20 protein-coding genes are annotated in these 23312 nt (G+C 43.1%); 11 read left to right on the plus strand and 9 right to left on the minus strand.

Annotated elements, in window-relative coordinates:
• Positions 1-21 precede the first annotated feature (21 nt).
• Both NH399_RS13995 and NH399_RS14000 read left to right on the plus strand, forming a co-directional pair.
• Positions 22-1287: a YeaH/YhbH family protein gene (locus NH399_RS13995; protein WP_253041090.1), complete on the plus strand. Its 1266-nt coding sequence runs from the start codon at positions 22-24 to the stop codon at positions 1285-1287.
• Entirely contained in the window at positions 1284-2819 is a 1536-nt protein-coding gene (locus NH399_RS14000) for a SpoVR family protein (RefSeq protein WP_253041092.1), read from the plus strand. Before NH399_RS13995 ends, NH399_RS14000 begins: the two co-directional genes overlap by 4 nt.
• 28 nt (positions 2820-2847) lie before the next feature.
• On the opposite strand, the gene fadR is transcribed toward NH399_RS14000, so the two are convergent.
• Positions 2848-3606 carry a fatty acid metabolism transcriptional regulator FadR gene (fadR, locus tag NH399_RS14005; RefSeq protein WP_253041094.1) on the minus strand — a complete coding sequence of 253 codons (759 nt, stop codon included), beginning with the start codon at positions 3604-3606 and terminating at the stop codon, positions 2848-2850.
• Between the two features lie 200 nt (positions 3607-3806).
• Between fadR and nhaB the strand changes: the two genes are divergently transcribed.
• Positions 3807-5453, plus strand: coding sequence for a sodium/proton antiporter NhaB (gene nhaB / locus NH399_RS14010; RefSeq protein WP_253041096.1), 1647 nt, complete (start codon positions 3807-3809; stop codon positions 5451-5453).
• A 61-nt stretch (positions 5454-5514) separates the two neighbouring features.
• Here nhaB and NH399_RS14015 read toward each other — a convergent pair whose 3' ends face one another.
• From NH399_RS14015 to NH399_RS14025, 3 genes are all read right to left on the minus strand, one after another.
• Positions 5515-6324, minus strand: a complete 810-nt coding sequence (locus tag NH399_RS14015) for an SDR family oxidoreductase (RefSeq protein ID WP_253041098.1) — start codon at positions 6322-6324, stop codon at positions 5515-5517.
• A 104-nt stretch (positions 6325-6428) separates the two neighbouring features.
• Positions 6429-7157 (minus strand): DNA polymerase III subunit epsilon, encoded by a 729-nt coding sequence (dnaQ, locus tag NH399_RS14020; protein ID WP_253041099.1) that lies wholly within the window; start codon positions 7155-7157, stop codon positions 6429-6431.
• An 89-nt stretch (positions 7158-7246) separates the two neighbouring features.
• Positions 7247-8002: a methyltransferase domain-containing protein gene (locus NH399_RS14025; protein WP_253041101.1), complete on the minus strand. Its 756-nt coding sequence runs from the start codon at positions 8000-8002 to the stop codon at positions 7247-7249.
• Positions 8003-8049: 47 nt separating this feature from the next.
• Here NH399_RS14025 and gloB point away from each other — a divergent pair, with 47 nt between their 5' ends.
• The 3 genes from gloB to NH399_RS14040 all read left to right on the plus strand — a co-directional run bounded on the left by gloB (position 8050) and on the right by NH399_RS14040 (position 13770).
• On the plus strand, positions 8050-8826 hold the full coding sequence (gene gloB, locus NH399_RS14030) for a hydroxyacylglutathione hydrolase (protein WP_253041103.1): 777 nt from the start codon (positions 8050-8052) through the stop codon (positions 8824-8826).
• Positions 8827-9061: 235 nt separating this feature from the next.
• Positions 9062-10693 carry a LysM peptidoglycan-binding domain-containing protein gene (locus NH399_RS14035; protein WP_253041104.1) on the plus strand — a complete coding sequence of 544 codons (1632 nt, stop codon included), beginning with the start codon at positions 9062-9064 and terminating at the stop codon, positions 10691-10693.
• Positions 10694-10968: 275 nt separating this feature from the next.
• The gene (locus NH399_RS14040) at positions 10969-13770 is read left to right on the plus strand and encodes a hypothetical protein (RefSeq protein WP_253041106.1); all 2802 of its coding nucleotides are present in this window, start codon (positions 10969-10971) and stop codon (positions 13768-13770) included.
• A 12-nt stretch (positions 13771-13782) separates the two neighbouring features.
• Here the strand turns inward: NH399_RS14040 and NH399_RS14045 are convergent, their stop codons facing one another.
• The 3 genes from NH399_RS14045 to NH399_RS14055 form a co-directional block, all read right to left on the minus strand.
• On the minus strand, positions 13783-14052 hold the full coding sequence (locus tag NH399_RS14045; RefSeq protein WP_253041108.1) for a hypothetical protein: 270 nt from the start codon (positions 14050-14052) through the stop codon (positions 13783-13785).
• Between the two features lie 117 nt (positions 14053-14169).
• On the minus strand, positions 14170-15369 hold the full coding sequence (locus NH399_RS14050; protein ID WP_253041110.1) for an ABC transporter permease: 1200 nt from the start codon (positions 15367-15369) through the stop codon (positions 14170-14172).
• Positions 15370-15389: 20 nt separating this feature from the next.
• On the minus strand, positions 15390-16181 hold the full coding sequence (locus NH399_RS14055) for an ABC transporter ATP-binding protein (RefSeq protein ID WP_253041112.1): 792 nt from the start codon (positions 16179-16181) through the stop codon (positions 15390-15392).
• A 236-nt stretch (positions 16182-16417) separates the two neighbouring features.
• Between NH399_RS14055 and NH399_RS14060 the strand changes: the two genes are divergently transcribed.
• The 5 genes from NH399_RS14060 to NH399_RS14080 all read left to right on the plus strand — a co-directional run bounded on the left by NH399_RS14060 (position 16418) and on the right by NH399_RS14080 (position 20671).
• A complete protein-coding gene (locus NH399_RS14060; RefSeq protein WP_253041114.1) occupies positions 16418-17116 on the plus strand; it encodes a YIP1 family protein in 699 nt (232 codons plus the stop codon).
• 4 nt (positions 17117-17120) lie between these two features.
• Positions 17121-18287, plus strand: a complete 1167-nt coding sequence (locus NH399_RS14065) for an efflux RND transporter periplasmic adaptor subunit (RefSeq protein ID WP_253041116.1) — start codon at positions 17121-17123, stop codon at positions 18285-18287.
• Between the two features lie 3 nt (positions 18288-18290).
• Positions 18291-18983: an ABC transporter ATP-binding protein gene (locus tag NH399_RS14070; RefSeq protein WP_253041118.1), complete on the plus strand. Its 693-nt coding sequence runs from the start codon at positions 18291-18293 to the stop codon at positions 18981-18983.
• On the plus strand, positions 18967-20196 hold the full coding sequence (locus NH399_RS14075; RefSeq protein WP_253041120.1) for an ABC transporter permease: 1230 nt from the start codon (positions 18967-18969) through the stop codon (positions 20194-20196). Before NH399_RS14070 ends, NH399_RS14075 begins: the two co-directional genes overlap by 17 nt.
• A gap of 157 nt (positions 20197-20353) precedes the next feature.
• Positions 20354-20671, plus strand: a complete 318-nt coding sequence (locus NH399_RS14080) for a hypothetical protein (protein ID WP_253041122.1) — start codon at positions 20354-20356, stop codon at positions 20669-20671.
• A 62-nt stretch (positions 20672-20733) separates the two neighbouring features.
• On the opposite strand, the gene NH399_RS14085 is transcribed toward NH399_RS14080, so the two are convergent.
• Both NH399_RS14085 and NH399_RS14090 read right to left on the minus strand, forming a co-directional pair.
• Entirely contained in the window at positions 20734-21771 is a 1038-nt protein-coding gene (locus tag NH399_RS14085) for a TIGR01620 family protein (RefSeq protein WP_253041124.1), read from the minus strand.
• Positions 21768-23177 carry a YcjX family protein gene (locus tag NH399_RS14090; protein WP_253041125.1) on the minus strand — a complete coding sequence of 470 codons (1410 nt, stop codon included), beginning with the start codon at positions 23175-23177 and terminating at the stop codon, positions 21768-21770. The genes NH399_RS14085 and NH399_RS14090 overlap by 4 nt, the downstream gene beginning before the upstream one ends.
• Between the last annotated feature and the right edge of the window lie 135 nt (positions 23178-23312).

Here is a 23312-nt window from a genome sequence, read left to right on the forward strand (position 1 = left end):
GACATCCTAGGAGCATCCCTTATGGCGCAACTTATTGATAGAAGACAAAACGCCAAGAATAAAAGCACTGTCAATCGACAGCGCTTTATTCGGCGTTACAAAAAACAAATTAAAAAGGCCATTGCCGATCAAATTGGAAAGCGCAGCGTTACTGACATAGAAAAAGGTGAAAACATCTCTATTCCATCAAAGGATATTGGAGAACCAACGTTTGGCCATACATCTGGAGGTAAGAAAGAACGCATTTACCCTGGCAATAAAGAATTTACCAAAGGTGATCGTATAAAACGACCGCCACCGGGCGGCGGTCAAGGCGGTGGCGGTAAGGCCAGTGATCAGGGTGAAGGCGAAGACGACTTTATGTTTGAGATTTCCAAAGATGAATACCTCGACATATTGTTTGATGATCTTGAGCTGCCTAATTTACAAAAGAACCAGCTCAAAAAAATGACCAAAACCAAAACAGTGAGAGCAGGCTTTACCACCAATGGTGTACCAGCCAACATTAATATTGTGCGCTCACTCAGGGCTGCACTGTCTCGTCGAATTGCATTAAGTGCAGACTCACGTCGTGAACGTAGCGAATTAAAAGAAGAATTGGAACGGCTCGAAGCCGACGGAAGCGCAACACCCGAAGAAATTACTAAGTTAAAGATAAGAATCGAAGAACTCGATGAAAGAATACAGAGAGTTCCTTTTATCGATACCTTTGATTTAAGGTTCAATAACTTTACTCAACGTCCCGATCCAACTTCTCAGGCCGTGATGTTTTGCATCATGGATGTCTCAGGCTCAATGGATCAGGCCACCAAAGATATGGCAAAGCGTTTCTTCATCCTGCTTTATCTTTTCTTATCCAAATCTTATAAAGACGTCGAAGTTGTTTTCATTCGTCACCATACCCAGGCCAAAGAAGTGGATGAGCAAGAGTTTTTCTATTCGCAAGAAACCGGCGGCACGATTGTTTCTAGCGCACTGAAGCTTACCAAAGAAATTATCGCCGAGCGCTACCCATCGAACGAATGGAATATCTACGCAGCACAGGCATCGGATGGTGATAACTGGAATGATGATTCACCGCTTTGCTACAAACTGCTTGATCGAGATATTTTGCCACTTATTCGCTACTTTGCTTACGTTGAAATCACTCAACGAGATCATCAAAGCTTATGGGAACAGTACTTGAAGATTGCCGAAACTCACGAGAACTTTGCCCTGCAGCATATTAAGTCGCAAAGTGATATTTATCCCGTCTTTAGAGAGTTTTTCAGGAAACAAGCCGCATGAGCAAACGAGAACCTATCTCAACCTCTTCTGAGTGGACATTCGAACTGATCGAAACCTATCAGGCAGAAATAGAAAAGATTGCTTTTGATGACTTCAAACTTGATACCTATCCTAACCAAATAGAAGTCATCACTGCAGAACAGATGCTTGATGCCTATGCCAGCGTTGGAATGCCTATCGGCTACCATCACTGGTCTTTTGGTAAGCACTTTATTCAAAATGAACAACAATATCGGCGCGGCTATATGGGGCTCGCCTACGAAATAGTGATTAATTCAAATCCCTGCATCGCGTATCTGATGGAAGAAAACACCATGATGATGCAGGCGCTGGTGATTGCTCATGCCAGTTATGGTCATAACTCGTTTTTTAAAGGTAACTACCTTTTTAAAACCTGGACAGACGCCGAAGCCATCATTGACTATCTGGTATTTGCCAAAAACTATGTCAGCCAATGTGAAGAACAATATGGCATCGACAACGTCGAAGACATTCTCGATTCTTGCCATGCCTTAATGAACTATGGCGTTGATCGTTATAAACGCCCTTATCCTTTATCAATGCGCGAAGAAAAACGTCGCCAAAAGGAAAGGGAACACTTTTTACAATCTCAAGTTAATGAACTGTGGCGAACAACGATCCCCAAACGAGAAGAGTTAGAAAAACAAGTGGAGGCACGTTTTCCTGCTGAGCCACACGAAAATATTTTGTACTTTATTGAAAAGCACGCACCACTGCTCGAGCCCTGGCAACGAGAAATCGTGCGCATTGTTCGTAAGTTAGGACAATATTTTTATCCACAACGCCAAACCCAGGTAATGAATGAAGGATGGGCAACCTTCTGGCATTACAACATTTTGAATCGTCTGTACGATAAAGGCAAAGTCACCGATGGCTTTATTCTGGAGTTTTTGCAAAGCCATACCAATGTCGTCTATCAACCAGATTTTGACAGTAAGTATTTTTCGGGTATCAACCCTTATGCTTTGGGTTATGCCATGATGACCGACATTCGTCGCATTTGTGAAAACCCAACCGATGAAGATAAACGTTGGTTCCCAGAAATAGCCGGTTCAAACTGGCTGGAAACTTTAGATTTCGCTATGCGCAACTTTAAAGACGAAAGCTTCGTAGCCCAGTTTTTGTCGCCTCGAGTGATTAGAGAATTCAAACTGTTTTCTATTTTGGATGATGATACTCAAAAAGAATTAGAAGTAACCGCCATTCATGATGACGCAGGATATCGAGCAATACGGCAGGCGCTTTCTAATCAATATAATCTCAGTATGAATGAGCCGAATATTCAGGTGTACAATGTCGACATACGCGGTGATCGCTCTTTAACACTGCGCCATGTTCCTCATAACAATGTTCCCTTGGCAGACAGCAAAGCCGAAGTCTTAAAACATCTACACCGCTTATGGCACTTTGATGTAAAGCTGGAATCATTTGATAGGGATGGAGAGGTAGTTTTGTTGGATGCAGTGCCACCCGAAGTGATGGAAATGGAACAGAACAAAAAAGCGAGTTAAAAAAAACGCGGCTTCTGCCGCGTTTTGATTATTCTTCGTCCAAGTCGCTTAAGGCCGTCAGCTTAGAACGCATCTCTTGCCAAACCGCCCCACTCTCACGACCATAGTGCCAAAGCTTGTCGATCAAACGTTCAATATCTTTGCTCTCTACAATCTCAACTAACTCAGCGTAAAAACCACGAGCCAGTTCACGGGCTGAGCTACTGCTAAAGTAATACAAACCAATGCGATGATAAATAGGCTTAAAACCATTCAGCATCAAAGTATACACAGGGTTGCCAGCAATCAGTGTCGAGCCATGATTAAAACGCCAGTCATAGTTAATGTAACCTTCGGCGGTGTCTTCAACATCTTTTATCTCATGCAGCAAGTCAACAACTTGTGTTGGGCTGCTTTTTACAGCGAGTCGAAGATAAATAGCGCTCATGTTAGTGCGAGCGTCTAAAAGTTGATCAGCTAAGGTTAAAGAACCACCATCATCCAAACGTGAGATGGTATCAAGAATATTCAGCCCAGACGTATCCCAGATATTATTAACACGGGTTGGCTTACCATGCTGAATCGTCAACCAACCATCACGAGCAAGGCGCTGCAATACTTCGCGCAAGGTTGTTCGAGTCACACCAATCAAATCAGATAACTCGCGCTCTGCCGGAAGAATGCTACCAGGAACAAACTTGCCGCGCCAAATGGACTCGACAATATATTGTTCTGCAAAGGCAGCTGGGCTTTTCGCCTTAATGGGCGATGTCATGTGATAAGTTACTTTGTTTTGGTGATCGGTCATTAGTTCTAACTGGTCTGATATCTTACCTATAGTCCTAGCATAACTCTTAATCACTCAATTTAAAACTGCTTATGCAATTTTTATATCCATAGCACACAACACTGGGAAAATGCCTTAAAAAAGACTAGAATTCCTCAAGAGATTATCTATTTATATGAAATAAAACGAAAAATAACCACGTTTTCACAAGGAACAACACAATGACCCAGTCATTTAGCAGCGCCTTACTGGATAATTTCCTGGGTAACGCGCCGGATTGGTACAAAAAAACCATCGTCCTCTTTTTGATCATCAACCCTATTATCTATTTTGCCGCCGGAGACGCGGGCCCGACGATTGCCGGGTGGGCTTTAATTCTTGAATTCATTTTTACCTTAGCCATGGCACTCAAGTGTTATCCGCTACAGCCCGGTGGTTTACTAGCCATTGAAGCTCTGTTTATCGGATTAACCAGCCCAAGTACGGTGTATCACGAAATTCAGGCAAACCTCGAAGTAATCTTGCTCCTGGTCTTTATGGTTGCAGGTATTTACTTTATGAAGAACCTGCTGCTGTTCGTGTTTACCAAAATACTGTTAGGCGTTCGTTCAAAAGTTGTACTGTCCTTAATGTTCAGTGCAGTGGCAGCGGTTTTGTCTGCCTTTTTGGATGCGTTAACAGTGACCGCCGTGGTTATCTCTGTGGGTGTTGGCTTTTATGGGATTTATCATAAAGTCGCCTCGGGGAAAAAATTCCACCACGACCATGATCACAGTGACGACGATCAGGTTGATGAACTCAACCGCGAAGATCTGGAAAACTTCCGTTCGTTCTTACGTAGCTTATTAATGCATGCTGCTGTTGGTACAGCGTTAGGTGGTGTGTGTACTCTGGTTGGTGAGCCGCAAAATCTTTTGATTGCCGGACGCGCTAACTGGGAGTTCTTTGAGTTCTTTATTCGTATGGCTCCAATTACTCTGCCCGTTTTCGTTGCTGGATTAATCACCTGTGCCGTACTCGAAAAAATTAAAATTCTTGGCTACGGTCAAGAACTGCCAGAAAAAGTCCGTGGCGTTATGGAAGATTTCGCTGAAGCGGAAGACGAAAAAAGAACTAAAAAAGACATTGCTTCTCTTTGGGTCCAGGGCTTCACAGCAGTTTGGTTAGTGATTGCATTAGGTCTTCATATCGCTCCTGTTGGCTTAATTGGTTTATCGGTTATCGTACTATGTACTTCCTTCACAGGTGTAATCGACGAGCACAGCATTGGTAAGGCCTTTGAAGAAGCGCTGCCTTTTACTGCCTTATTGACAGTTTTCTTTGCCATCGTAGCGGTGATTGCAGACAACGGCTTGTTTACGCCTATTATCACCGAAGTATTGAAGATGGAAGGCACCACTCAAATCGCCATGTTCTATTTGGCGAATGGCTTCTTATCTATGGTGAGTGACAACGTATTCGTTGCGACGGTTTACATTAACGAAGTAGCCAAAGCAGCGCTGGATGGCACTATCTCTCGTGATACATTTGACATGCTGGCCGTAGCCATCAACACAGGAACCAACATTCCAAGTGTGGCAACACCGAATGGTCAAGCAGCCTTCTTGTTCTTATTAACATCGGCTTTAGCCCCACTGATTCGTCTATCTTATGGACGCATGGTGATTATGGCTTTCCCTTACACCATTGTAATGAGTCTGGTTGGCTTAGCCATGGTGTATATCACTTTAGAACCTGCCACCGAAAAAATGTATGAGAAAGGCTGGATTAAGCATCATAATCTGGAAACTCTTTGCGACAGTGTCGGCGGAAGCTGGGAAAATGATAAATGTAAGCTGGACGAAAAGAAAAAAGCTGGCGGCCATTAATCAAACACTGGCATCATAAAAGAAGCGGCTAACTAGCCGCTTTTTTTGTGTCTGAATTTTTCTAAGATTGCGCTAACATTTTATTAAATTTACGCGCCATAAATTGATGAAATCGATTAGGAAACAAACGTCGAAAATGATGGGCAAGCCAGGGCAATCCATCTGCCACAATCACTTCATCTCTTCCTTTATGAATTTGCTTAAAGCAGCGTTTCACAAACTCATCTACATTCATGCCTTGCTGAATATCTTCATCCATTTCACCAAAGGTTTGCCCCTCTCCAGTTAACGCATTAACGCTAACGTTGGTTTTAACAAACCCAGGACATACAACCACCACGCGAATATTCTCTCTCGATAACTCAACCCGCAAACTGTCCATAAAACCAATCAAAGCATGCTTGGCGGCAGAATAAGCACAGCGATAAGGCGCCCCCAGTTTTCCAGCAATACTTGAGATGTTAATAATAGTTCCAAATCCCTGTTTGCGCATAAGTGGCAACACTGCCTGCGTTAACGCAACGGTACCAAAAAAATCCACTTCCATGACTTTGCGAATAACACTCTCGCTGGTTTTAACAGCCAGCGAACGCTGCGATATGCCACCATTATTGATAAGCCAATCGATGTGCCCATAGGATTGATGGAGCTCGCTACATAGCTCATGAAATGTATCTGACTGGGTCAAGTCGAGAGGAACGACCCTATGCCGCTCAGGTGACTGACAAGCTTGACGTACCGCTTCTAAATCCGCTTCAGAACGGGACGATAAAATCAATTGTGCGCCCAGCTTATCAAGATGCAACGCCATCGCCCGACCAATACCTGAGGATGCACCAGTAATCCAGATAACTTTATCTTTAACTTCCAATGACTCGTTCCTTTATTATTGTAGGTATCAGGCGGCCAGCAAGCGAGCGAGCAGCCAACACCGCTGCACCTTGAAAAACGACGGGTATACCGAGCGGCTACGGCTTAATTAAGCTTATCCCACAAAGACTCGCCACCAGCCGCTTTGCGAATAGTCTCTAACATCGCCGTATGATCCGATAACTCTTGGTCCGTTGCTCCAACGACTTTCAAAGGAACGGATCGCGTTAAACGGCGCACACCCAGCTCTTCTTTACCTTCGTTGAGATAATCTTGATGAGAAGACAAGGTCAAACTGGTTTGCCCTCCCGTCATCATCAAATAAACATCGGCTAAGATCTCAGAATCGAGCAAAGCGCCGTGTAGATCACGATGAGAGTTGTCGATGGCGTAACGCTTACACAAGGCATCTAGATTGTTCTTTTGTCCGGGATGTATCTGACGCGCGAGCACGAGAGTATCCAGCACAGAACAATAGTCGCTCATCACTCCCTTGCCAGCACCTAATGACTTTAGTTCCCAATCCAGAAAGCCAATATCGAAGGGGGCATTATGGATAACCAGCTCAGCCCCATCAACAAAGCTCAAAAAGTCGTCAACCACATCCGCAAAGCGCGGTTTGTCGGCCAGAAACTCATTGGTAATACCGTGAACTTCTATCGCGCCGTCATCAATCTCACGATCCGGTTGTAGGTACTGGTGATAATGTCGACCAGTCAAGCGGCGATTAACCAGCTCTACACAACCAATTTCGATGATCTTGTGGCCCTGTTCAGGCTCTAAACCTGTGGTTTCAGTATCAAGTACAACCTGGCGACGAACTTCTTGCGTCATGGTCAGCCCTCTGTTCATGGTCTTAAAATAGGAATATGGATTATGGTTCAACGCTTGTTTGGCAATGAGTATGTTGCCCGATCAAGGTACTAGTTTTGTACTTTTTTTAACTCTTGATCCACCAGCTGACGCACGCCTGGTTCTGCAAAACGTGCAGGTACCAACTTTGAGTTGCGTGTCCAGCTTGGCCTGATTGGCGTGAGCGTTGAAACTTTCTTGCGGGCAATTATAAAGTAATGACTGGTAAAGCGCGATGCCAGAAGGCGGTTAACTCCCGAAAAAAGCCCTGGCTGACATCGTTGCCAATAGGAGCTTAAGCCAGAGCAGTCGTCGAGCGCGAATCCTAATAGCATCAACCAGTCTTTGATACGTGCCATACCGATGAGCTGCTTTTCCAGGCATTTTTGTCGTGCGACGCGACATCCCAAATAACGCATCCCGTAGAAGCTAAAAGGGTTCACGCCGGACAGTATAATCTTGCCTTCAGGAATAATGACTCGCTCGGCTTCTCTTAATACTCGATGCGGGTGCGATACATACTCAAGCAGATGACTGATCACCATGAAGTCAACGGAATCTGATGCAATAGGTAAACGGTGATAGTCGCACAGAATATCATTGTCGTTCGGCTTATCTTCGAGATGGAACCAATGGCGAATAGGTGAGCTACTTACATCCAGCTGTTTTGAAAGCGGCCCAAGGGTCAGACCATAATAACCAAAACTTTGCGGTAATTGTTGCTCCAGGTGGTACTGCATGCACAAAAATGCCTTACGACCACCGGGCAAAGATTCCCAGTTTTCGGGGCCATTTGAAACTGTTTTTGCAGTTGCTAAGAGTGCCATTTATCAGGATACTACCGCTTAAGTATGAGCCAATATCGCCGAAAAACATGTCGACTTTTACCGTAGAGCCAATTAAGGCCTTCAATGATAACTATATATGGGCCTTGAGAAATGATCGAGAAAAAAAAGTCACCTTGGTGGACCCTGGTGATGCCAATCCAGTCATCGACTATCTGCAACAGCACCAGCTGACTCTGGACTCAATTTTAATCACTCATTACCACCGCGATCACGTGGGAGGAATCAAGCGCTTAAAAGCCATGTCTTCGTGCCATGTTTATGGGCCTTCTGCAGAGACGATTCCAGATCTGGACACCCCTCTGTGTGAACAAGATAACGTGGTTATTGAGCACTTACAAACCACTTTCCGCGTGTTAGATGTGCCAGGACATACCTTAGGGCATATCGCCTACTATGCAGAGCCCGCCCTTTTCTGTGGTGATACATTGTTTGCTGGTGGTTGTGGCCGTATGTTTGAAGGCACTCCCCCGCAGTTTTTGAGCTCGCTTACGAAACTGGCTAACCTACCTGCCGCAACCAAGGTTTACTGTGCACATGAATATACCCAGTCCAACTTAAAATTCGCTCAAGCCGTTGAGCCCGACAATGCAGAGCTTAAAGCCAGAATCTCGCAGGTCGAGCAATTGCGGCTAAAGGGACAGCCCACCGTTCCTTCGTTACTTGGAGAAGAATGCCAAACCAATCCCTTTTTGCGCTGCCAACAGCCATCCGTTGTGGCCGCTGCCGAAACTTTTTGCGCCGAGCCGTTGTCTACTCCATCAGCAGTGTTTGCCACCATACGCCGATGGAAAGATACCTTTTAGGGCAGATATATAGGTAAACAATAAATACAACAACACGCCCACAAGGCCTTGTCATCATCTGCACAGACCTCGTTGAAAGACTATAATTGACTCAACAGACGTGCATAGAAAACCATTTGACACTCTTGTGAACAAAAAATAACATGAGCGCGCATATCTCAGGACCATTATTTCTGCACCAAGACATGCAGAAACCGATATGTAGCCTCTTTCAACTGAATAATTAAGACGATCCATGCGAAAACTCGTTGTTGCACTATCATTAGTATCCGTTTTATCAGGATGTAAATTAGCTACTCAGGCACCTGCAAAGCCCTTGCCTGAAGACTCACACACTGTTCCAGCTCAACAAACACAAGTCATAGTACCGCCCACAGACGCACCAGCCCAGCAACAACAATGGGTAGATGAACTGGAAATTGTCGAATCTCCTGTCACTTTTACTCAAGAACACACTGCGGCAGCTGACAATTTGTGGTGGTTGGTGCGCAGTCAAATGAAGCTGGCAACGCCAGATAACAAGCGTTTTCATTCGCAGCGCAGATGGTATGCCAGACACCCAGGCTACATAAAAAGAGTCAGTGAACGCGCACGCCCTTACCTGTATCACATTGTTCAAGAGCTACAAAAGCGTGATATGCCCATGGAACTGGCCTTACTACCCATTGTAGAAAGTGCCTTTGATCCCTTTGCTTACTCTCATGGTCGTGCTTCTGGCATGTGGCAATTTATTCCAGAAACAGGTAAACGATTTGGACTTCACCAGAATTGGTGGTACGACGGTCGTCGTGATGTTTATTACTCAACCTTGGCTGCACTTGATTTTCTTCAGTATCTAGAAAAACGCTTTAAAGGCAACTGGCTTCATGCCATTGCGGCCTATAATTCCGGCGAAGGCCATGTTTCACGAGCCATTCGTAAGAATAAAAAGAAGAACAAACCGACTGACTTTTGGTCTTTAAAACTGCCAAAAGAAACCGAAGCTTATGTGCCCAAACTATTAGCTCTGGCAGATTTACTAAGACACTACCAAAAAGAAAATCTAACCTGGGCTGCAATCCCTAACGAACCTTATTTTGCAAAAGTCACTGTAGATTCTCAAATTGACCTGGCGATAGCCGCCGATATGGCGCAACTGTCCATGGATGAATTCTACACCCTGAATCCGGCATTTAATCACTGGGCCACAGAACCTAAGCGCTCAACAGATATTTTGGTTCCAGTAGCCCATGAACAGCATCTAGTCGATGCCTTAGCCAAAGTGCCCGCTAATGAACGTATTGCCTTTAAGCGTTATGTGATCAAGCAAGGCGACAGCCTGCTCAAAATTGCCAAGAAATTTAAAACGACTCCAGCACTGTTACGATCTTCGAATGGTATCCGTGGAAATACTATTCGAGCAGGTAAAGCAATTTTAATTCCGACTGCTACCTATAAATCTGGCAACTACTCTAAAAGTTCAGAACAACGCTTAGCAGCCAAACAAAACCGCAAACGCAAAGGCAACAAAACCACCATACGCATTCAGAAAGGCGATTCCTTCTGGACCTTATCACGCAAACATAAAGTCGGTATGCGTGAGTTAGCCGCCTGGAACAACATGGCACCTACTGACCCACTGAAGATTGGCCAAAAGCTTGTCGTGTGGAGCAAAAGTTCTAAAGCAGTTGCATCCACCAGTCGCATTAAAAATAAAACGCGAAAAATTCGCTATAAAGTGCGCAAGGGTGATTCTTTGGCACGAATTGCTAGCAAGTTCCGTGTAAGAGTTGCCGACCTGGTCAGCTGGAATAAAATTAATCCATCTCGTTATTTACAGCCAGGGCAAGCACTGACTTTGTTTGTTGATATTACTCGGCAGTATTAAGCATCTCGCTTTGACAATCAGAGCAAGATTGCTCTGATTGTCCCTCTCCCTTCAATCACTTTATTTTATACTTTATTCCTTAGTAACAGTCCCTCAATCCCCTTTTCACATTGCAAATAGTTAGAATGCCCCCATGAGCAGCACCAGGGTGATATTCAATGGTTCATCACATATTCATCTTTTCATAGCTAACGATTAAAGATACTCTTAAATCTATTTTTTAGCGTACAAACAGTAAGACCCCTTTAAACTCAATAATAACAACGAGGCTTGCTATGTCACCTTCTAATCCATTCTACTTGCTGATACCAATAGCCTTACTTTTTAGCAGCTTTACAACGGCACAAAATAGTTATGATGATAAGATTTATAACCGGGCAAAAGTATTTGTCGATAAACTAGAACGTCGATATGACAAACTTGAAAATCGCTGGGTTCGGCAATTTGAAGACAAAGTGACTCACAATACAATAAAAGTAACTCGGCAAGATCTCATCAACTCAGCCAAAGCTTTTCAAAATGATTTTCGGCGGCATCAAGATGCTTTCAAGCAATACGAAAACTGGAAAAAGCTACAAGATACCAATGCCAGAGATAGCTTTCGGCGCAACGTCTATTATTTACTAACAAACGCCATTAACCAAAGCTGGCGCACCCAATTGAAAGAAGCCTGGTATCGTATTCGAGCCATTGAACATGAGTTCTTTTCTGTTGACGCCCTGAAGCACTACGATAAAAACCTTGATTCCGTGCGAAAGCCCTATAAGTACTATGGAAAAGAACATGATGCCGCTGTCGCGAGTTTTAATAAAAAAGTTCTCGTAATAGAAAAGAAAGCCAGAGCGAAAGCTTTAAAGGAGTATAAAGCAGTCACTCAGGAACTACTGGATCGCCGCCGAGAACTTGTCGCAGCAAGCTGGGGTTGGGTTGACTTCATATCGAAACTGGGCAACCAAGAATTAGCTCTCGCCATGAAGAAAAACCTATATACCGAATTTGCAGCTGACTTACGTGGCCGCCATAAACCTGTACACAAAGAACTAAGCATCGATTTTTTCACACGAGATTCAACTCTGGATCTTTGGCATAGGAATGTTCAACCTCAAGATCTGATGTTCTTACGCAACTATGTGCTGCCGAGAGAAACACCCTATTCTTTTAAGATGAATGACGACTTTCTTGCTGAACGTGTGGATGCGATTCAGTCAGTCACATTGGATGACAAAGCTCGAACTTATCAAATTTCTTCTGTTAAAGTGGATGATCTTCCATGGTTTCAATCTTATAGTCAGCTAAAACAAAATATTACAGATACTCGTCAAGAGCTGGAGTTTGTCAAAGAGTACTTACAGCAAACGCAGCAAGAGGTTAAACAGCTTAAAGAGTCACAAGACAAAGCAAAAAAAGCACAGGCAGCCTTTTTAGATGAAGTAAAACAGGCACAAATTTTCCTGCAACAACAGAAAAATAATTATCCTCCTTCTCTCAAATACCATCTGCAAAACAGCCGCAGCTTACAGCAACAAGTCGATGCGATTAATGTTCTTATTCGACAGCTGGACGAAAATGAACATTACAAAGAACTATTAAAACTAGCAGAACAGGAAAAGTCACTGCTAAAACGCAAAGCGGTGAGCGACAAATTTCTCAAAGAATCCCGCGCAAAAGATACCCTTCTACAAGAAAAAATAGCCAAAGCCGAGAGTATAGTAGACGGCCGTCATAGCAAACGGATTCAGTTTAATCATCAACTGCGCATCCTGGGAGTTGATCTCAAATTCGCTCAGGCTCGATTAGCAGAAGATAAAGCACTCGTCCAACAGCTTGAAGCATCTCTAAAGCCTATGCTTAATGCAGAAAAAGCCTTTGCTAAAACGGAAGCCCAAAGAAACAGCAAAGGTTCATTGGTTAACTATGTTGCGGTTTTCGCTGACAATAAACTGCGCTTCAGTGCGTATCGCTATGCACCGGGAAGCGTTCTCAATGAGCTCGAAAATGAAATAGAGAAAAAGCGTAAACAAGTGCAGTTTGCCAAGCAGGGATTAACTCGCTCAAGTGCTGAATTTACCAGTGCACTGGAATATACACGAGCAGAACTGGCTCAACTTGCCCGAGTTATTATGGGCTCAGCCTACGCTCAAACAGCCATCGAAACAGCCGACTTTATTTATGATGTATTAAAAGCCAATGAAAAAGGAGGACCTCCAGCCGCTTTAATAGAAGCAGTCTATAAATTGGCAGAACAAAGATACACAGGCAGCAGTACCATAGAGACACTGAGTGATGCAGAAGTTAAAGATGTAGAAAAGCAAGTTCAAGCCGAATTAAATAACAAAATCAAACGCTCCATACGCAAAAAAACTCAAAAGTTACCAGGTTATATTTATACTCGAACCTTTGAGGAAAGTGTTGGTAACTATGCCAAAACCAAAGCTTATCAATCGACCATTGCCGGTTGGGCACAAACCATGATACGCGATAATCGTGCGATGTCGTTACAGGAGCTTTATCGGAAGACACCGAATATTCAGCAGTACTTAAAGATAATGGGAGGCAAAGAAGCAGCACTCAAACGAGCTCAACGTCAACTAGATTTTTTGCAGTCGCCCTACAGTATCGATCTCAAAGATGTTAAAGAAGCCGCTGGAAACTACGTAAAAGATGCCGCCAAAAGCTGGGCAAAGAATATTGCCAAGAATGCAGAGCATGCCGCTTGGTATCGCTACTACCTGGCCGATGCCAATGCACGAGCATTGCATCCCGTTTATCAAGAATGGCACGCGTTGTATTTTGATACTCAAGACCAACTCAATGCCTTATTAAAAGCCAGAAGAGATATCTTGGCAAATTACGATCCTAAAACAGGATTCAAAGCAAACTTAAACCGAACCTTTGAACAAGGACAGGTGCTAAGAGCAAGTATTGAAGTAGATGGCTACAGCACAGACTACGAACTGTTCCTTGATACCGAAAAGGCTGCCGCTGACGGCTATCGAAAATATCGTATTGAAACCAGCTTTATTCAATCGAAAGCGAATAAGTTGCCACTGATTATCAAAGAAAAAGTAGATAAATAAGGACGTACAGAATCACAGGTTTAAATGAATCTTGATAAGCCAAGCTTTCACACTTATCTCAAGCTTTTCAATATCTTGAAAGGTTTGCTCTTTCACAGAACTTGAGCTCTCATCCGAGTTATCCCAGTATTCAACCCAATACATCCCTTCATCAACAGAAACTTCTACTGACTTTTCATTTGAAGTAGCATAAATAAAACTTGAGTTACCATCTCCCTTTTGCTCTATCGTTTCAGAAAATGGCGCTAAATTTTCTACTAAGGTCTTAAGTCTATCTAACATAAACAGTTCCTTCCACATGCCCAGACATAGGAATAAAATTAGCTTTCTGTTCTTGCAAAAAAAATCCAGAGCTAAACAAGCTCTGGATTCTTAGTCATAGCTTAGAATGAAAATATTCTAACTTCTAAACAAGACCGTTTCTCGATTAAACCAGTGTGTGCACATATACAGCAAGATGCCAGCAACAGTCACCGTTGAGGCAAAAATAACGCCTAGCATGGTGTAATCGATAGTTCCTTTTACAATCTCTTTGATCGCTAAGGATACATTCGCTAAAGGAATCGAAGCCATGATCCAGTCCAATTCAATACCTGGCAGTATCGCGACAATAATTGGAACAATCGTCAGCATAATCATGGGGGACATATAGTTCTGCGCTTCTTTGAAGTTTCTAGCATAGATGGATATCGCCAGCAAAACGGAAGCAAAGATAGAAGCCACAGGAATCAACATTAAGATGACCAAAGAAACATCCAGCATGCTAATGACAGAGAGCACTTCTTGAACTTTAACAAAAGCAGCCACGTTGCCAGCCAGTATCGACATGGTTAACAAACTTAGGACTTCGAGAAATACCGCCAGGAAGCTGGTAGTAAAAATCACCAGAAACTTCGCCATAACAATAGATGAACGAGGAACAGGGGATATCAATAATGTTTCCAGCGTGCCGCGCTCCTTTTCTCCCACGCCTAAATCCAGAGCTGGATACATGGCTCCAGTTAAACACATCAAGATAATCAAATAAGGCAACAAACCACCAATTCGATTACCGAGTTCTTCACGCTTATCGGCGGTGCTTTTCTTTTCTAGCTTAATAGGCTCATCCAGACCCGCAAATAAATCACTATCGATACCGTAGCGTTCAAACAACATTTCTTTATGAGGCGTCGAAATCTCTTTAACAAGCTCCGATACGCGCTTATGAACTTTATTGGCAAAAGCAGCGTTGTTGTAATAAAGCTTGATGGTTATCTGTCGACCTTTGTCCATTCCTTCGCGCCCTTTTTCGGGCAATACAATGGCAAATTTTATCTTTTTCTCTTTAATGGCCTTCTTAACATCATCAAAGGCAATATTTTCTACTAACTTAAACTTTTTATGTTCGTTTAACGCCGTTGTGATCGCTGGAATCTCTTCGCCATTAAAGATGGCATACTTTAATATTTCTTTCTCATTCTTTTGCGTCACGTTATGAACAAAAACCATCATTCCAAAAATCAGAATTGGAATAACAATCGTTGGCATTACAATGGTAAAGATCAGCGTTTTTTTATCACGAATCAGTTCGATAAATTCTTTTTTATAGATTTCCCACATAGTAACCTCTGTTATCCGGCTCAGGCAGCATCAATGAGTTTCAAGAAGGCATTGTATAAATTGCCCGATTCATCATGAGCACGAAACTCATCAATCAAACCAGAGAAGCTGGCGATCCCTTCATTAATCACGGTCACCCGGTCACACAGTTGCTCCACTTCGTGCAAATGATGTGTCGAAAAAATAACCGATGTTTCTGAGCCACGATAAGATTCGATAAAATCCATAATGATTTTGGCAGCCACGACATCCAGCCCAGTCGTCGGCTCGTCTAAAATCAATACCCGAGGTTGATGAATAACTGTTCTGGCGATATTGGCTCTTTGTGCCATCCCCGTCGACAAGTCTTCAGCCTTTTTATGCTCAAAGGAGTTGATGTTAAGAATATCGAATAAACGATCAATTTCGGATTGCAGATGGTCTTCTTGCATACCATGCAATCGACCAAAATATTCAACATTCTCACGCACCGACAAACGGCGATAGAGTGCCGTTTTGCCCGATAAAAAACCAATCTTCTTGCGCATTACCAGAGGATGGGCAACAACATCCTCACCATCGATTAAAATTTCGCCAGATGTTGGCTGCAAAGCCGTCGAAAGCATTCTCAGAGTCGTCGTCTTACCAGCACCGTTAGGTCCGAGTAATCCAAGAACCTTACCACTTTCGCAAGAGAATGAAACATCACGCACAGCGTGGAATTTAGCGCCATCTTCCCGTGGATCTTGAGCGGCTTCTTTTTTCTTTTGACGCTCTTTTAACGCCACTTTGTCGAACTTGAAGGTCTTCGACAAGGCTTTCACTTCTATCATTTATTGTCTCCAAGACTCACATTACCTAACCTAGTCCTTAGCTTTACTGAAAACTTACAGGCCTCATACAGAAAGACTGCAAGTAAGATACCGGACCTAAAGTGACATATTGACAGACAAATCTGCTCAGAATCAACTCAAAAGGGAATAAAATGCGTGATGAAACGTATTCTAATGTAAGAAATTAGCCCATCAGGGTACTAAGCGGAAAAAACTTTATTTTTGGGGATTTGAGTATGAGTGTAATGAGTTCATTAGTGGATATTTTTGCAAGCCCATCAAAGGCGTTCACAGAACGCAAGGAAAATGGAAAAGTCTTTTTACCTTTAATGCTTATTCTTGGACTATCTGTTTTTCAACTTTGGTTATATTTCGATAAGGTCGACTACGATTATTACATCGACTATAGCGTATCTCAAAGTGCAGAAGACATGACACCAGCTCAAATTGAACAAACTAGAGATGCTTTGAGCAGTATTCCAAAGACTGGCCTAATGTCAGCGGCTATGGGTTCTGCAGCTGTGATGACATTAATATTATTTTTACTTCTTGCCGTTTACCTAATTGTCGTATCGAATGTTCGAAATGATGAACTGACTTTCGGTCAATGCTTTTCACTAATAGTCTGGTCTCATTTCGTCATGATAGTGTCTATTCTTATTGGTATCGTCGGCATTTTACTTGCAGACAGTAACCAAATACCTCTGGAGATCGCTAGAGGGCTTTCACTACAGAACTTGCTTTCGCTAGCTGAACCTGCCGATAACACGTTTAAGATATGGTCAAACCTTGATCTGTCATCAGCAGTATGGGCCAACATTCTATTAGCGATTGGCTATAAGCAATTTACTAACAGCTCCATGACAGCGTCTCTAATTATTGGTTTCATTCCAACAACAATAATCATGACTCTTGTGGTTATGTGGGCTCTTTAATACTATGAAAAAAGCTCTTATCATTGGTGCGATTATCGCGGTGATCATCGCTGTTCCGTTGCTAAAAAAAGCAACGAACAGCGACTCTAAAGAAGTCACTGTCACAATCGCTGAAGAACGTGTTATCGAATCATCTGTATTAGCGTCGGGTCGGCTTGCTCACGAAGATCAGGTGCGCTTGACCACCGAAGTCATCGGAAAAGTAAATAAGGTGCTGGTAGAAGAAGGCGATGCCGTCGAGCGAGGCCAACTGCTTTTGACGATTGAGGATGAAACTTTTAGAGCATCAGTAGAACAACGCGGGGCTACCGTTCGAATGCAAGAAATTGCCATCGAGCGCCAGACTGTCCAGTTAGAAAACTTAAAGCGTCAATTGACTCGCCAAAAGAAATTGTTTGAACAAAAACTACTGGATGAAGATCGTTACGATGCGGCGGTGAACGCTTATGATATTGCTAAGATCGATCTTAAGTCGGCCAAAGAATCCTTATCGCAAGCCAAAGCGCAGCTGACTCAGGCTGACGATCAACTCAGTAAAACGCGCGTACAGTCTCCCTTTAGCGGCATTGTTACATCTCTCGACATCAAAGAGGGAGAAACGGCTATCGCCAGTACCACCAACATAGCTGGCTCATCCCTGATGACCATTGCTAACCCACAAAGCATCATTACAGAGGTTTACGTTGATGAAGCTGATATTGCCGACATTCAACTCGGCCAAAAAGCAAAAGTCGTTGCTATAGCGTATCCTGATGTCAATATTGATGGTGTCGTTAAATCCATAGCCACTTCAGCCAAGCCAGTATCTGGCCGTCAAGGATTGAGCTTTCTGGTAAAACTTGAAGTCACTTCAACCGAGGGAATCAATCTTCGTCCAGGCATGAGTTGTCGTGCAGAAATTTTTACTCACTCTTCCAGCCCTGTGACGTCGGTTCCTATTCAAGCCATAGTGACAGAAGAAAAACGCAGCATTAACGAAACTCACCAATATCTTTTTGTTGTTGAAAATAACATTGCCAGAAAAGTGAAAGTGGCGACGGGCATCTCTGACGATACTTATCAGCAAATTACTAGTGGTCTGGCCGATAATGTCTCGGTCATCAATGGTCCAGACAGAATACTGCGTCATCTAAAAGATGGAGACCTGATCTCTATTCGAGGAAACCAGTAACCTATGGCATTAATTGAACTGACGGATATCAGCAAGCACTATCAAATGGGCGACCAACTGGTAAAAGCGCTTGATAAGGTGTCTTTATCCATCGAAAGAAACGAATACATTGCTTTTGTAGGAGCATCCGGTTCAGGCAAGTCCACCATGATGAACATTCTGGGGTGTCTGGATACACCCACCTCTGGCACTTTTCGTTTGAACGAAAAGAACGTTCAAGATATGAATGAATCGCAGTTGGCAGATATTAGAAACCAGGAGATAGGTTTTATTTTCCAAAGTTTTAATTTGCTGCCCAGGGCATCTGCATTAGCCAATGTGATGCATCCACTCATCTATCGAGGTATTTCTCTAAAGCAACGCAAAGTATTGGCCACAGAAGCTCTGGAGAGGGTCAACCTGGCCGAAAGAATGGATCACCTGCCTAACCAGCTGTCTGGCGGCCAACGCCAACGAGTGGCCATAGCAAGAGCTCTGGTAACGACTCCTTCCATTCTGCTGGCTGATGAACCTACAGGTAATCTGGATTCGCAAACCACTGTCGATATTATGAAGCTGTTTGATATGCTGCATCAGGAAGGCCATACCATCGTCATGGTGACACACGAAGATGAAATCGCCAACCACTGTCACAGAATCGTACGACTGCAAGATGGTGGCATCATTGAGGATAAATTAAATGCACACGCTGCTTGAAAGCATTCGCTCTGCGCTAATGTCGATTAGAGCGCACGGTTTTCGGAGCTTCTTGACCACCCTTGGAATCGTTATTGGTGTCGCTTCGGTGATTACCGTTGTTTCTGTGATTCAAGGATTAAGCTACTCAATCAACAAACAATTCGAAAGCTTGGGCTCAAATAGTTTATCCATCTCTTCTTACCTGCCATTCGAAGAAAGGCTAAAAGGTAAGATCGCCCGGATCACCGAGAGAGATCTCAACGATATTAATTATCGCGTTGAAAATATTGAGTCGCTCACTCCTGTGCTCTTTGCTCAAGGCAATCGTTCGAGTTCAGTTCAATACGGCTCTCAAACGGCTTTTGCGCAAGTGCAAGGCACCACTTATTCCTATCAAAACGTATCGCAGATTTTTGCTAAGCATGGTCGTTTTTTATCATTAGAAGATAATAAAACGCGGCGTAAAGTGGTTGTCATTGGAGAAGAGGTTAGAAAAGATTTAAACCTTAAACCCAATCCTGTCGGTGAATACATACAGGTGGGTGGAGAATGGTTTAAAGTGATTGGACTGGCCGAGAAGAAAGGAGAGCTTCTGGGATTAAAGCAAGATAACTTTGTATTGATGCCCTTCTCCACAATGGAAGGACTGATCGGTAATCAGGTACGCCCGGATATCTTTATTCAATTAACCGTTACAGGACCAGAAGTACTGGAATCAGTACAGCAACAAATAGAACGAATTTTGCGTCGTAATCATAAATTAAGATATGGCGAAGAAAACGACTTTAAAATTCAAACCGCAGAACAGTTGACGAAAACTATTAGTCAAGTAATCGATACTTTGACTCTGGTTTTAGGAGGTATCGTTAGTATATCTCTGTTAGTTGGTGGCATTGGAATTATGAACATCATGCTGGTGTCAGTGACTGAGCGAACGCGAGAAATCGGCATCTGTAAGGCCATTGGTGCCAAAAGGCATCACATACTGATTCAGTTTTTAATTGAAGCCGTAACTTTGTCTTTGTTTGGCGGTGTGATAGGTGTCGCTATTGGTTACGGGTTAGGAGCCCTCGCATCTTCGTATATCCCCAACTTTCCTCCGGCGACCGTTCCACTCTGGGCAATTGGCGTGGCCTTTGGGTTTTCGGCAATGGTAGGCATTGTATTCGGTATTTTGCCTGCAGCCAAAGCAGCAAACCTAAAACCCATTGACGCTTTACGCTATGAGTAATGGAATTTACTCATAGCGCCAGGATTTATTAAATCAATGGAAAATTCATATTAAAAGGTCAGATTTTAATTTAGCGACAACTTTAATTTTTTTAGTATTCGCAGGTGTACTTATTATTAGCGCAGATACTCACGCAATTAATCCATTCTTTGTACCCATGTTCATAGGTCTCCTTGGTGGTGCTCTGTATTTATATCTACGACTGCAAGGCGTATCTGACGAAGAACTCACTCCAGAAGAATATCATACTGATACTATCGATGTTGCCAACGGACAGGTGGTTTTTGGAGGCGATGCCAAGTACGATTCAATACCACTCGAGCAACTTTGTGATGTTTTTTATGAACCTTTGGATCAAGACTTCCAGGAAGTAACGTTTGCTTTCACAGAGAAAGGAAATTTTATATACAGTCTCAATAACTCAGTGGACTATATAAAAGAAGCGGTTGCTCGAGTTCATTCGAGCTTACGCTAACCGTTAACCTGCTAACTTTGCGAAAACCGACTCATTCGGTTTTCGCATTCAATAATTCAAGCTTAATCTTCTTTACTGCCAGACGTCGATGTTAATAGTCGGTTCTTCACCTCTTCAATCACATCTTTTTTCAATTCAGATATTTTAGGAGCTTCATCTTTATCAAAGGTAACCGGGCGACAGTATTCCATGGCTTTGAGTCCAACTCGTAAACTGGCAACACCAGCCCCCAAACCTTGGGCAACGCGAGCGGATATCTTAGCACTCAACTTAGCTCCCAATGCTTCTAATCCTAGATCTAATGCGAGCTCGGTTGCTCCCGCTAGCATCATATTCCTTAGGATGTCGCGTACCATTCGTGTCTTTTCGAAGGGTGCATTATGCATACCGTAGACTTTTGATACTTCATCTACCATTTTGATGCTGCGCCAAAGTACCAGTACCATATCTAACGCAGCGAAAGGACTGAGTGCAATCATTAATGCGGATTCGCTGGAATAGCGGGCAACAATCCGCTTGGCTTTTTGATCCATTCCCTTCAACACAACAGAGGAATACAGTTGAATCATCTCTGAGTCATCTTGGCAAATATGACTTTGCTGTCGGAACTGTGCGAGTTCTTTGTTAGCTGCTTGATGAGCCATATTGGCATGTAACTCACTGATTTTCGCAATAGCCTGCCCATGACTTTGAGGGGTGTTCAGCGCCTGTAGTTGTGATTTTAGAGCCTGTCGACGACGATTCTTTTTCTTTTTACCCCAGATACGAGCTAACCAACGTCCACCAAAACCTAACAAACCAACATTAATCAGCGTTGCAATCCCACCAAGATAAGGGCTGATATTATAAGCTGATAGGGTGACATCAATGAGTTGCAGAATAGCCAGCAAGCCAACCAACGAAACTCCCCAGCCAAGCAAAGTAGGAAGCTTAGTGTCGTCCTTGTCGGTTTCAGACAACTCAGGCTCTGCATCAATTTCCACAAGATGCTCGCTGGATACCCTCATAGCCTTTTCTGGTAGTACCGTTTGAGTCTCTACTTGCTCAGTTTGAACCTTTATCTCATCGGCTTTAAATTGTCCAGGCTTTATTTTTGTCATAACAATTTATCTCCCAAAACCAGCTCGAGTACCTTGCCCATACGAATGTGAGGCAACTCTGAGTGTGCACTGGTATTTAAAACATTGGGTGAGTAGGCAGGCAGTTCATAAGGCTCATGCTCACGACTAAACAGACTGTCGATTGATTCAGGAACTTCGCCAGGATACACAATAACCTCTTCGTTATTTTCCTTTAGTGTTCCTTTGACACAATGAACATTTTCACCGTTAATTTCTGCAACCACCGCTTCTGCCGCTCGAATCGAAGAAAGCGTTAGCAAATGGCTTTCGACGCCCTCAAAACGCACTTTGCTTTCTGAAGCGTAAACTAATGACTGTAAAAATGACTGCAATCGATATTGTTGGTTAGATGGTACTTGATCTGATTTGGTTGCCGCAAAAATCAACTTGTCGATCTGTGGTTTAAAAAGCCGTTTAATCCAGTTTGAGTGACCATAATGAAAAGCCTTCAATAAATGGCTTAGCGCACTTTCAATTTCTTGGGCACGTTGTTTCGATTTGTTCAGCAAGCTCAGACAATCCACCAAAATAATTTGTCGATCAAACTGACTAAAGTAATTCTCAAAAAAAGGCGTGATAACCTGCTTCAAATAAAAGTCATACTTTTCTTTTAAGCGTTCTTTAATCGTCTCAGTATCTACCTTACTCTGTTCTAAAGCTCCTTCAGGTATTGGGAAGAAATCAAGAACTGGGGCACCTTCTAGCTCACCAGGCAAAACAAATCGTCCTGGCATGCAAATAGCGCCTTGAGCCGCTTTATCTTTGAGGTATCCACGATATTGCTCCGCAGTGCGTTTTATCCATTCATCAATATCAATGGAGCTATCATTAAGCTCAACAAAACAAGATTTCCAATCAGCGGATGATTCATAAAGCTCTTCATTTTTCGTTAACTTGCCAACATATTCTGACCATTCTTCATAACTCTGATTAAGCATAATAAGATCAACCAGCCATTCTCCCGGATAGTCATAAACATCAATGGTGATAGTTGGCTTTTCTACTATTTTGCTAATGAGGCTGTTTTCTGTTTTGTAACGTAGAGACAATCGTAACGCCGAAACACTGCGTGTTGACTCGGGCCAGTCGCCCTCCATCAGGGCATTAACAGAAGCTTGATAAGGAAACTCGGGGATCGTTAAATCGGGGACCACTTCTAACTGAGCGGCAATCAATCGATCTTCTTCGGCTAGTTTGAAAAAGGGCAGATTATTGTATCGGTTAACATGCAACAATTGATGGATAAGTGACGCAATAAAAACGGACTTTCCAGCGCCTTGGAAGCCAGTAACCGCCAACTTTACATTTTGATTCGTTGCCCGTTCGAGAGAATGTTTGCTTTTCCTAGATAGCTTATCCAATGTGTCTTTCAGCATTTGTTGCATACAAACTTCCGTTTAATACTCTGGTATTGAATATATTGTAGCGCTAAAAGATATTTCAAACGAGAGAAGGTAACCATTTGTTACGGGAGTAGACGAATATCTGCAGACATAAAAAAAGCCGCTTAAAGCGGCTTT

The sequence above is a fragment of the Pleionea sp. CnH1-48 genome (assembly GCF_024124665.1).
Lineage (GTDB): Bacteria > Pseudomonadota > Gammaproteobacteria > Enterobacterales > Kangiellaceae > JAMXSB01.

What these genes read in the sequence shown, in the direction of transcription:
- NH399_RS13995 (WP_253041090.1), top strand. Translation starts at nt 22, where the DNA reads ATGGCGCAACTTATTGATAGAAGACAAAACGCCAAGAATAAAAGCACT.
- NH399_RS14000 (WP_253041092.1), top strand. Translation starts at nt 1,284, where the DNA reads ATGAGCAAACGAGAACCTATCTCAACCTCTTCTGAGTGGACATTCGAA.
- fadR (WP_253041094.1), bottom strand. Translation starts at nt 3,606, where the DNA reads ATGACCGATCACCAAAACAAAGTAACTTATCACATGACATCGCCCATT.
- nhaB (WP_253041096.1), top strand. Translation starts at nt 3,807, where the DNA reads ATGACCCAGTCATTTAGCAGCGCCTTACTGGATAATTTCCTGGGTAAC.
- dnaQ (WP_253041099.1), bottom strand. Translation starts at nt 7,157, where the DNA reads ATGACGCAAGAAGTTCGTCGCCAGGTTGTACTTGATACTGAAACCACA.
- NH399_RS14025 (WP_253041101.1), bottom strand. Translation starts at nt 8,002, where the DNA reads ATGGCACTCTTAGCAACTGCAAAAACAGTTTCAAATGGCCCCGAAAAC.
- gloB (WP_253041103.1), top strand. Translation starts at nt 8,050, where the DNA reads ATGTCGACTTTTACCGTAGAGCCAATTAAGGCCTTCAATGATAACTAT.
- NH399_RS14035 (WP_253041104.1), top strand. Translation starts at nt 9,062, where the DNA reads ATGCGAAAACTCGTTGTTGCACTATCATTAGTATCCGTTTTATCAGGA.
- NH399_RS14040 (WP_253041106.1), top strand. Translation starts at nt 10,969, where the DNA reads ATGTCACCTTCTAATCCATTCTACTTGCTGATACCAATAGCCTTACTT.
- NH399_RS14045 (WP_253041108.1), bottom strand. Translation starts at nt 14,052, where the DNA reads ATGTTAGATAGACTTAAGACCTTAGTAGAAAATTTAGCGCCATTTTCT.
- NH399_RS14050 (WP_253041110.1), bottom strand. Translation starts at nt 15,369, where the DNA reads ATGTGGGAAATCTATAAAAAAGAATTTATCGAACTGATTCGTGATAAA.
- NH399_RS14055 (WP_253041112.1), bottom strand. Translation starts at nt 16,181, where the DNA reads ATGATAGAAGTGAAAGCCTTGTCGAAGACCTTCAAGTTCGACAAAGTG.
- NH399_RS14060 (WP_253041114.1), top strand. Translation starts at nt 16,418, where the DNA reads ATGAGTGTAATGAGTTCATTAGTGGATATTTTTGCAAGCCCATCAAAG.
- NH399_RS14065 (WP_253041116.1), top strand. Translation starts at nt 17,121, where the DNA reads ATGAAAAAAGCTCTTATCATTGGTGCGATTATCGCGGTGATCATCGCT.
- NH399_RS14070 (WP_253041118.1), top strand. Translation starts at nt 18,291, where the DNA reads ATGGCATTAATTGAACTGACGGATATCAGCAAGCACTATCAAATGGGC.
- NH399_RS14075 (WP_253041120.1), top strand. Translation starts at nt 18,967, where the DNA reads ATGCACACGCTGCTTGAAAGCATTCGCTCTGCGCTAATGTCGATTAGA.
- NH399_RS14080 (WP_253041122.1), top strand. Translation starts at nt 20,354, where the DNA reads ATGTTCATAGGTCTCCTTGGTGGTGCTCTGTATTTATATCTACGACTG.
- NH399_RS14085 (WP_253041124.1), bottom strand. Translation starts at nt 21,771, where the DNA reads ATGACAAAAATAAAGCCTGGACAATTTAAAGCCGATGAGATAAAGGTT.
- NH399_RS14090 (WP_253041125.1), bottom strand. Translation starts at nt 23,177, where the DNA reads ATGCAACAAATGCTGAAAGACACATTGGATAAGCTATCTAGGAAAAGC.